This is a genomic window from Marinobacterium jannaschii DSM 6295 (assembly GCF_000620085.1).
GTDB lineage: Bacteria > Pseudomonadota > Gammaproteobacteria > Pseudomonadales > Balneatricaceae > Pontibacterium > Pontibacterium jannaschii.
The window spans coordinates 289,172-296,706 of record NZ_KK211065.1 but is presented as its reverse complement, the minus strand read 5'-3'; the positions used below and the strand labels follow the sequence as shown (position 1 = coordinate 296,706).

Annotated in this window: 5 protein-coding genes and 4 pseudogenes; 1 reads left to right on the top strand and 8 read right to left on the bottom strand. The window is 53.9% G+C overall.

Translation table 11 applies throughout. The annotated features are described in order from the left end of the window. The 8 genes and pseudogenes from Q354_RS26520 to Q354_RS28030 all read right to left on the bottom strand — a co-directional run. Positions 1 to 317, bottom strand: a pseudogene (locus Q354_RS26520) (DDE-type integrase/transposase/recombinase); the annotation flags it as partial. Positions 318 to 701: 384 nt separating this feature from the next. Further along, on the bottom strand, positions 702 to 1,604 hold the full coding sequence (locus tag Q354_RS26515) for an IS110 family RNA-guided transposase (RefSeq protein WP_051560360.1): 903 nt from the start codon (positions 1,602 to 1,604) through the stop codon (positions 702 to 704). Between the two features lie 45 nt (positions 1,605 to 1,649). Beyond that, complete coding sequence (locus tag Q354_RS29040) at positions 1,650 to 1,895, bottom strand: leucine zipper domain-containing protein (protein ID WP_084332673.1); 246 nt, start codon at positions 1,893 to 1,895, stop codon at positions 1,650 to 1,652. Positions 1,896 to 1,949: 54 nt separating this feature from the next. Further along, a pseudogene (locus tag Q354_RS26510) lies at positions 1,950 to 2,162 on the bottom strand (IS1595 family transposase); the annotation flags it as partial. A gap of 11 nt (positions 2,163 to 2,173) precedes the next feature. Beyond that, complete coding sequence (locus tag Q354_RS0119180) at positions 2,174 to 3,490, bottom strand: IS4 family transposase (RefSeq protein ID WP_027859022.1); 1,317 nt, start codon at positions 3,488 to 3,490, stop codon at positions 2,174 to 2,176. Between the two features lie 96 nt (positions 3,491 to 3,586). Further along, positions 3,587 to 4,200 (bottom strand): annotated as a pseudogene (locus Q354_RS28775) (IS1595 family transposase); the annotation flags it as partial. 145 nt (positions 4,201 to 4,345) lie between these two features. Next, positions 4,346 to 4,555, bottom strand: a pseudogene (locus tag Q354_RS26505) (IS3 family transposase); the annotation flags it as partial. A 128-nt stretch (positions 4,556 to 4,683) separates the two neighbouring features. Then, positions 4,684 to 5,169 carry a GDP-mannose 4,6-dehydratase gene (locus tag Q354_RS28030; RefSeq protein ID WP_245601096.1) on the bottom strand — a complete coding sequence of 162 codons (486 nt, stop codon included), beginning with the start codon at positions 5,167 to 5,169 and terminating at the stop codon, positions 4,684 to 4,686. A 518-nt stretch (positions 5,170 to 5,687) separates the two neighbouring features. Here Q354_RS28030 and Q354_RS26495 point away from each other — a divergent pair. Next, entirely contained in the window at positions 5,688 to 7,457 is a 1,770-nt protein-coding gene (locus Q354_RS26495; RefSeq protein WP_245601092.1) for a polysaccharide biosynthesis protein, read from the top strand. The last annotated feature ends 78 nt before the right edge of the window (positions 7,458 to 7,535 follow it).

Sequence of the window (7,535 nt, the reverse complement as noted above, 5' to 3'; positions counted from 1 at the left end):
CTCACGCTGACACCAATCACTGCATAGGCTGCAAGTGCTCGTTGCAGGAAATTGCTCGTGGTTTCCTTTTTCTCATCCGGCAGGACCTCGGCGTAGGCCCAGCGACTATGGTCATCAATACAGATATGTACGCACTCATACCGGGCGCCTTTCGAGTGGATCTTACGGTTGCCCGTGACGCGATGTCCCGGCCGATCAAATTTGGGTAACTTCTTGATATCCATATGTAACATGTCGCCTGGTGCCGCATGCTCATAGCGTTGCACCGGTACCTGGGGCTCGATATGCCGGGCCTTATTCAGCTTAAGACGGCGCAAAACAGCCGTGACCGTCGAATAAGCGACTGAGAGCGTTTATATGGACCCACCCGATTTGCCAAGTAATCCTCTGTCGACAAAACTGTAAGATGCACGCTTATATCCGGCTTTGATAATGGGCCTGTACGGGGCCCTACCATTATGTGATGTGCCTCTCTCGCCAGTTCTCCCACACGGCCTCTTATGGGCCTAACGCTCTCTCTGGCTGAAGAGAGTCGATCTTATCTGTCGTGACATAAGGACTGCCTGCGCAAATTTAAGGTCGGTAACTCAGGCGCGGTACGCCTCCTGCCGGGTCAGGATGACCCAGGCGATCCGCGCCAGCTTATTGGCCAGGGCCACTATAACTTTATTGGGATGCATCCGGCTGGCAAGCCGCTGTACTCAGGCCACCAGCCGGCTGTTTGGTGGTTGTCTCATAAACTGCCTGTAGGCTGCGCGGGCACCGTGCACTAACTGTTTACGTACCGTTCGGTTCCCGCGTTTACTGATCCCCATCAGGCGCGGCGTATCACCGCTGGAATGCTGGCGTGGCACCAGTCCCAGCGAGGCGCTGAACTGCCGTCCCGTTTTATACTGGGCACCGTTCCCGGCATGGCAGCGTAACAGCGTGGCATTGATAATGCCGATACCAGGGATGCTCTGCAGTTGCTGACAGGCCTCGTCCTGCCTAGCAACCAGCCTGAGCTGCTCATCGTAGTGCTGTACCGCTTCATCGCGTTGCTGCCACTGACTGAGCAGATCCCGGACAAGCCGCTGAATGATCGGAATCAGGGCCTCTGACTGCGCTATGAGCCTTGCGACTTCCTGCCGCAAGGCCTTGATGCCGGTGGCCATGACAAAACGGCGCTCTGCCAGTATGCACCGAAGCTCATTCGCAACGGCGGTCCGTTCCCTGATTAACCGCTCACGAATACAGTGCAGTGCCTGGATATCGAGCTGGGCTTCAGATTTGATCGCGATCGACGAAGTTTTTGGCCTCGCGGCGGCTTCGGCGATCCCCTGTGCATCGCGGGCATCATTCTTGTGTCTCTGAACAAAAGGCTTTAACTGTTGTGGTGGGATCAGTTGAACCTGATGTCCCAGGGACTGGATCGCACGGGCCGAGAAATAGGCGCCGCAGCACGCCTCCATTGCGATCTTACAAGGCGGTATCTTGCTTGATTGCTTCAGTAGCTGGGCACGGCTGACTTTCTTCGTTAACCGTGTCTGCCCCTGAGCATCAATCCCATGTAATTGGAACGTGGACTTGGTGAGATCGATACCCACAATGCTGATGTTGTTCATGACGGCCCCCTGTTTAGTAATGCTGACCACACTTAATTGTGGCACTTAGGTGGGTGGGTCCATCTCATTTTCCGCGATCTTTCTAGCGCACCACTTGAAGGTCTGGCGATAGAGTCGGATGCATACGATCCAGCTATCAGGCAATTGGTAAGGGCTGCTATGGGGGCGACTGGACGTTGAATGCAGTCCTGCATATCCGTGTTCTCTGAAGCGGACCAACCACCTATAGTCGGCACGTGCACTGATACCGAAATCGGCGGCCACAGAGTGGACTGATCGGCCTTCATTCAGGACACGATCATAATTAGAACTCGATTATGGTAGGTCGTTCAGCCATTCTTATAGCTATGTCTGAGTTAACCGTTGCGGCAGGCGGCCCAGCGCTTCCAGCAAACAGAGCAGGGTTGTCAGCCCGGTCCGGTAGTGCTCCAGAAGCCGCCGCCAGCCGAGATAGTGCTTCAGGTATTTGGTCGAAACCCCATGGAAGCGCTTCATCCAGCCTTTCAGGCGACTGTCGTATGCATTCACATTCTGGATATGAAAGGCCCCTCGCACCTGCGCAATGCTGTTCACTTAAGCGGAGCAGCTTTGCGATCTACGGGATAGCGAGTCTTTGATATCTTTACCGTCCTCGGTGTTGACTGCCGAGGACGGTCATCCAGAAATAGGCTTGCCACACCCGCTCGTAATTCTGACAATCGGGCGCCTGTTCTTGATGCTGGCTGAGCCGCCGCCATAACAATCAGTTGCGCCGCGATAAACTGACAGGCTGGCTTAAAACGTATGTCGCAGGGGCTGCGCCCGTAACTCACGGCCGCCTGACTGGCTTCGCGGCGGATCACGTTGTACGCCAGCAACATGCCCCACACCTCCTGATAAATCAGCTCAACTTTCTTACTCCGCAGGGTGATGGCATTGTGTTGCATCGAGCTTTTGATGTCTCGGAACCCAAGCTCTATTTCCCACCGCTCCTGATAAAGGGCCGCGACCTGCGCCGTACTGAACTGCTTGGCAGGTAAGGAGGTAAAGACGGTCTTCAGCTTGCCATTCACTTCATAGGATACAGCGCGTACATTCCAGGTTTCCGGTAACTCCGGATTACGCTTACGCGCTTGAGCTGACACTTTCATACGCAATAAACGGTCATGCTCGCTATAAGCTTCAACCTCTTCATAGACCAGGCCTCTGCGTTCCGGTATTAGCCAGTGTCGCTGATCCCCGGTTCGATTGATGGTCAGGAGTAAATCCGCTCCCCAAAAGCCTTTATCAAACAGGGTGACGGAGTGATCCGGTATTTGAGCGGTGAAGGTCTCAGCCAGTCGCATTTCACTGCGTCGGTATGGGCTCAGTTGTGCGTTCAGGATGACATGGGAGCGCACATTCATGAGCGCAACTAGCCGCATCATTGGAAACGCGGTCTGACGCTGGCTGGAGGTGTTACCTGAGCCAAAGTGCTCGCGCAGCTCGGGAGTATCAGGCGTTCGGAACAGAGCCCCATCCACCGCAAAGACTTGCAAACCATGCCAGTCGTCCTGTGGATATCGTTCAGCCCCCCAATGCTGTCCCGTACGTTTAAACAACCACTCCAGAGACTGATCCCCTAGTCGCTGTCGTGCTTCGGATAAGCCACTACGTGCCAGCAATGCTTCATTGGCCAAGCCATCGGCACATATATTCAGGCGACGCACGACTTCGCCAATGGGCTCATGTCGGAACATCGCCATACCCACTACCAGCCACAGCACCTGTTCCGGTGGTAATCGTCGGCGTCGGATCGAAGCCTTAGCGGTGAGTTGGAGTGCAGACTCTACCCATTCGACAGGAATATTCTGTGAAAAGGTATCGAGATCAGCAAAGGAATGAAGGTCGTCAAAGCCAAGTAACATCTGTTGAATAGGCACAAAAAAATCCGGGATCCATAGGGAATACCGGATTTTGTGTTGGCTTAAAGTCGCTGGCAAGCCTTAACCGAACAGCATTGCGCGCACCTGCGGGCCTTGACTGCGTATTGCCTCATGGCGAATACCTGTCTCGCGTGCAAAGGCGCTGTAGATGGACACACCATCGGTGCACAGTACGGCTTCCGGGTCCAGCAAGGGCTGGAGTACAGCTTTGATCCGTGTAGCGTCAATCTTGTCCAGAATAAATCCGCCTTGGCACGGTGGAGGTCCCGTACCACCAGCACTGGAATGTGATCGGGGCTGTAGCCGCGCGTTCGCCCGACACCACCGCGTTTGCGCGCAGTGCGTGGCAGCTGGCGCTGGTCTTTAAAGGATTTCAGAAAGAACGTTTCATCCGCGTCCACAATCCCCGCTTCGTGTGTGGCCTGATGCTGGCTGATACAGGCCAGAAAGCGATGCTGCCACAGGAGCGCGGTGTTCTTGCTGACGTCGCAGTGCCGAGCCGCCGAGTGCACCGTTTCCCCCTGTAGCAGGGCTTGCGCATACGGCATCCAGCACTCGCGTTTACGCAGTCGCGCCAGCGGCGTACCGGTCAGCGGGTTGCTGGTGCGGGCACAGTGTTTGCAGCGATAGCGCGGTAAACCATGACTGGATCCCCACGGCTTCAGTGCCGGGGCCTGACAATGTGGACAGCGCGTGGGAAATGAGATGGCCCCACCCACCTAAGTGCCACAATTAAGTGTGGTCAGCATTACTAGACAGGGGCCCATCATGAACAAGATTAGCATTGTGGGTATCGATTGAGCCGCCCCGGATTTTCCGGAGACTATTTTGTTTGAGTCAGGCTGCTTCACCTGACTCTTCCAACTGACGATAGTATGCCATTTCCAGCTCCACTGGCGGTACATTTCCAATCGGTTCAAGTAATCGGCGATTATTGAACCAATCTACCCATTCCAACGTCGCGTATTCCACGGCTTCGAGTCCTTTCCAAGGGCCACGATGGTGGATTACCTCTGTCTTGAACAGGCCGATGATCGTCTCAGCCAGTGTCATCGGACGTGTTGTAATCGTCACCGAAAACTTTCAGTTCTGCTAGTTTACCGACGGCGCCCTATACTACAAACGGCATCAGGTTGTTGGGAATGCCATTCGGATCTTCACCAATACGACCTGCCTCAATCGGATTGAAGTAGCGCAGGATGGCGCTCTGGCAGCTGTTGTCTGATACCTACAAGTCGCGCAGGATGATCTTCGATCATCAGTTTGCTGCGGCCGTAGGGATTTGTGGCTGATAGCGGGAAATCTTCACGAATCGGTACTGAGGCCGGGTCGCTATAAACGGTGGCGGACGAGCTGAAGACGATGCGCTTGCAGTTGTATGTGCTCATTGCTTTGAACATGTTGATAGATCCCTCAACGTTGTTGTGGTAGCAAAGGATCGATTTCTCAACAGACTCTCCGACCGCTTTCAGGCCAGCAAAGTGAATTACGGCATCGATATCGTATTGCTGAAAGGCCGTTTCCAGTGTTTCGGCTTCGCGGATATCGCCCTGGATAAACGCGGGGCGCTTGCCGGAAAGCTCTTCCATGCGGTTAATCACCTCCGGATGACTGTTGCAGAGGTTATCGTAGATAACGGCTTCGTAGCCTGCATTGTGCAGCAGTAAAACGGTATGGCTGCCGATATATCCGGCGCCGCCTGTTGCGAGAATGGTCGTGGTCTTTGCTTCCTTGAAGGCGATTGCGGATACTTTACGTGTTTAGCGCCGAATTGTTGATGGTAATTGAAGGTGAATTTCAGGGGGGAGCGATCAAGGGGCGAGTTCTGTGCTAAGGCTATATACTGCGATACCGAGCCTTTCGGGCAGGGTGCTTAATCTCCGGGAGATGGTGTATAATGCCACGCTTTGATCTGGCTAAGGACGGTATAAGGATCAGGCTCTGCTGCAGAGTAGCTTACTTTAGTATTTCAAGGACTTCTTCAGGTTTACCTGTCTTCTTATTAAGTGTCTATATGGATTCTCGTCCCGCTTCTGCTGAATCGCTTTCTCAAAAAATCATGTCCCTCCCGCGTGCGCACAAACGGCTGCTGATGATGGCTGTCGATGCGCTGGCTCTCCCTCTGGCGCTTTGGGCGAGCTATGCGCTCAGGCTGTCTGAATGGTGGTCTGGCTATTATATGTCCGGAGCGATTTGGGCGTTTGTACTTGTTTCTGTTGTAGGAGTGCTCTATTTCAGGTTGCTTGGCCTATATCGGATCGTCGTACGCTATATGGGGGCGACCGATATACTGGCCCTGGGTAAGGCCATACTGTTACTGGCACTGATGATCTGGGCCGCTGCATTTTTACTTAACTGGCCTTATCTGCCGCGCTCTGTGCCTGCTGTTTTTGCTCTGACGGCATTTGTCTTCGTTGGCGGCAGCCGCCTGGCGGTTAAGTACTACTACCAGTGGCTGCTGAAGCATTATGTCGATAAAGAAGCTGTATTGATCTATGGCGCCGGTGGTGCAGGCGTACAGCTGGCCAGTGCCTTGGTTGGAGGGCGGGAAATCTATCCGGTGGGGTTTATTGATGACGATACTGCCCTGCAGAAAGGTACGGTTAAAGGGCTGAAAGTCTATGCGCCGGAGCAGCTGCCGGAGTTGATTTCCGGCCATAGTGTGACGTCTGTGTTGCTGGCGTTGCCTGGTATAGCCAGCAGGCGTAAAAAAGAGATTCTTGAAAGTCTGGAGCCGCTGCCGGTACATGTCAGAACGGTCCCGTCAATGCCGGAAATTGTATCGGGCACGGCGTCGGTTGAGCAACTGCGTGAGATTGACCTAGAGGATCTGCTTGGGCGTGATCCTGTCCCGCCGAGGAAAGAACTGCAGCAGATCAGTGTGGGCGCTAAGGTGGTTATGATCACCGGTGCCGGCGGTTCCATCGGCTCAGAACTATGCCGGCAGGTGATGCTTGCATCACCCTCGTTACTGATACTGTTTGAGCAAAGTGAATACGCCCTGTATCAGATTGAACAGTCTTTAGCACAGATGCAGAAAGAGCGAGGCACTGATATTGCCGTGATTCCGCTGCTTGGCAGCGTCTGTGATGAGCTACGTGTTGAGGCTGTTCTGCAACGGTTTAAGGTTCAGACGATTTATCATGCCGCTGCTTATAAGCATGTCCCTATAGTGGAGCATAATGTACTTCAGGGTGTTCAGAATAATGTGTTTGGCACCCGTATCGTAGCGGACCTGGCCGCCCGCTATAATGTTGAACGCTTCGTTCTGGTGTCTACTGATAAGGCCGTCAGGCCGACAAATGTAATGGGTGCAACGAAGAGACTTGCGGAGATTGTGCTGCAGGATCTGGCGCTGAAAAGTGACAAGACCATTTTTTCGATGGTTCGGTTTGGTAACGTTTTAGGTTCATCTGGTTCGGTAGTGCCTCTGTTTCGCCGCCAGATTCAGGAAGGCGGTCCTGTTACGGTGACTCACCCGGATATCACGCGCTTTTTTATGACAATCCCTGAAGCTGCATCGCTGGTTGTCCAGGCGGGTTCTATGGGGCAGGGTGGGGATGTCTTCGTACTGAATATGGGGGAGCCGGTGCGTATCAGCGACCTTGCACTCAAGATGATTCATCTGACCGGCCGTACGCTGAGGAGTGAGGACTCTCCTGCGGGGGATATTGAAATCAAATACTCGGGCCTGAGGCCGGGTGAGAAGCTATATGAAGAGCTTTTGATCGGTGAGGATGTTGTTGGCACAGAGCACCCTAAAATTATGCGGGCGCATGAAGAAATTGTGCCTGCTGCCCGCCTTCAGGAATTGCTGACAGAGCTGGAACAAGTGCTGTGCAGTGGTGACAGTCAGCGGGCCCGCTCTCTTTTGCAGCAAAGCGTCTCAGGCTTCCAGCCCTCTTCTGAGCTGGTTGATTTATTAGAGGATGGCGTTGTAGTGCATTAGCCGGTGACTGCTTTGCTGCTGAGCTGCCGCATTACTGAAGGTGCAGAGGGGCTTTCCCTGTTTCGGCCTGTTTTGACG

Coding starts and splice junctions, on each gene's coding strand:
- Q354_RS26515 (WP_051560360.1), bottom strand. CDS start 1,604: ATGAACAACATCAGCATTGTGGGTATCGATCTCACCAAGTCCACGTTC.
- Q354_RS0119180 (WP_027859022.1), bottom strand. CDS start 3,490: ATGTTACTTGGCTTTGACGACCTTCATTCCTTTGCTGATCTCGATACC.
- Q354_RS26495 (WP_245601092.1), top strand. CDS start 5,688: ATGTCCGGAGCGATTTGGGCGTTTGTACTTGTTTCTGTTGTAGGAGTG.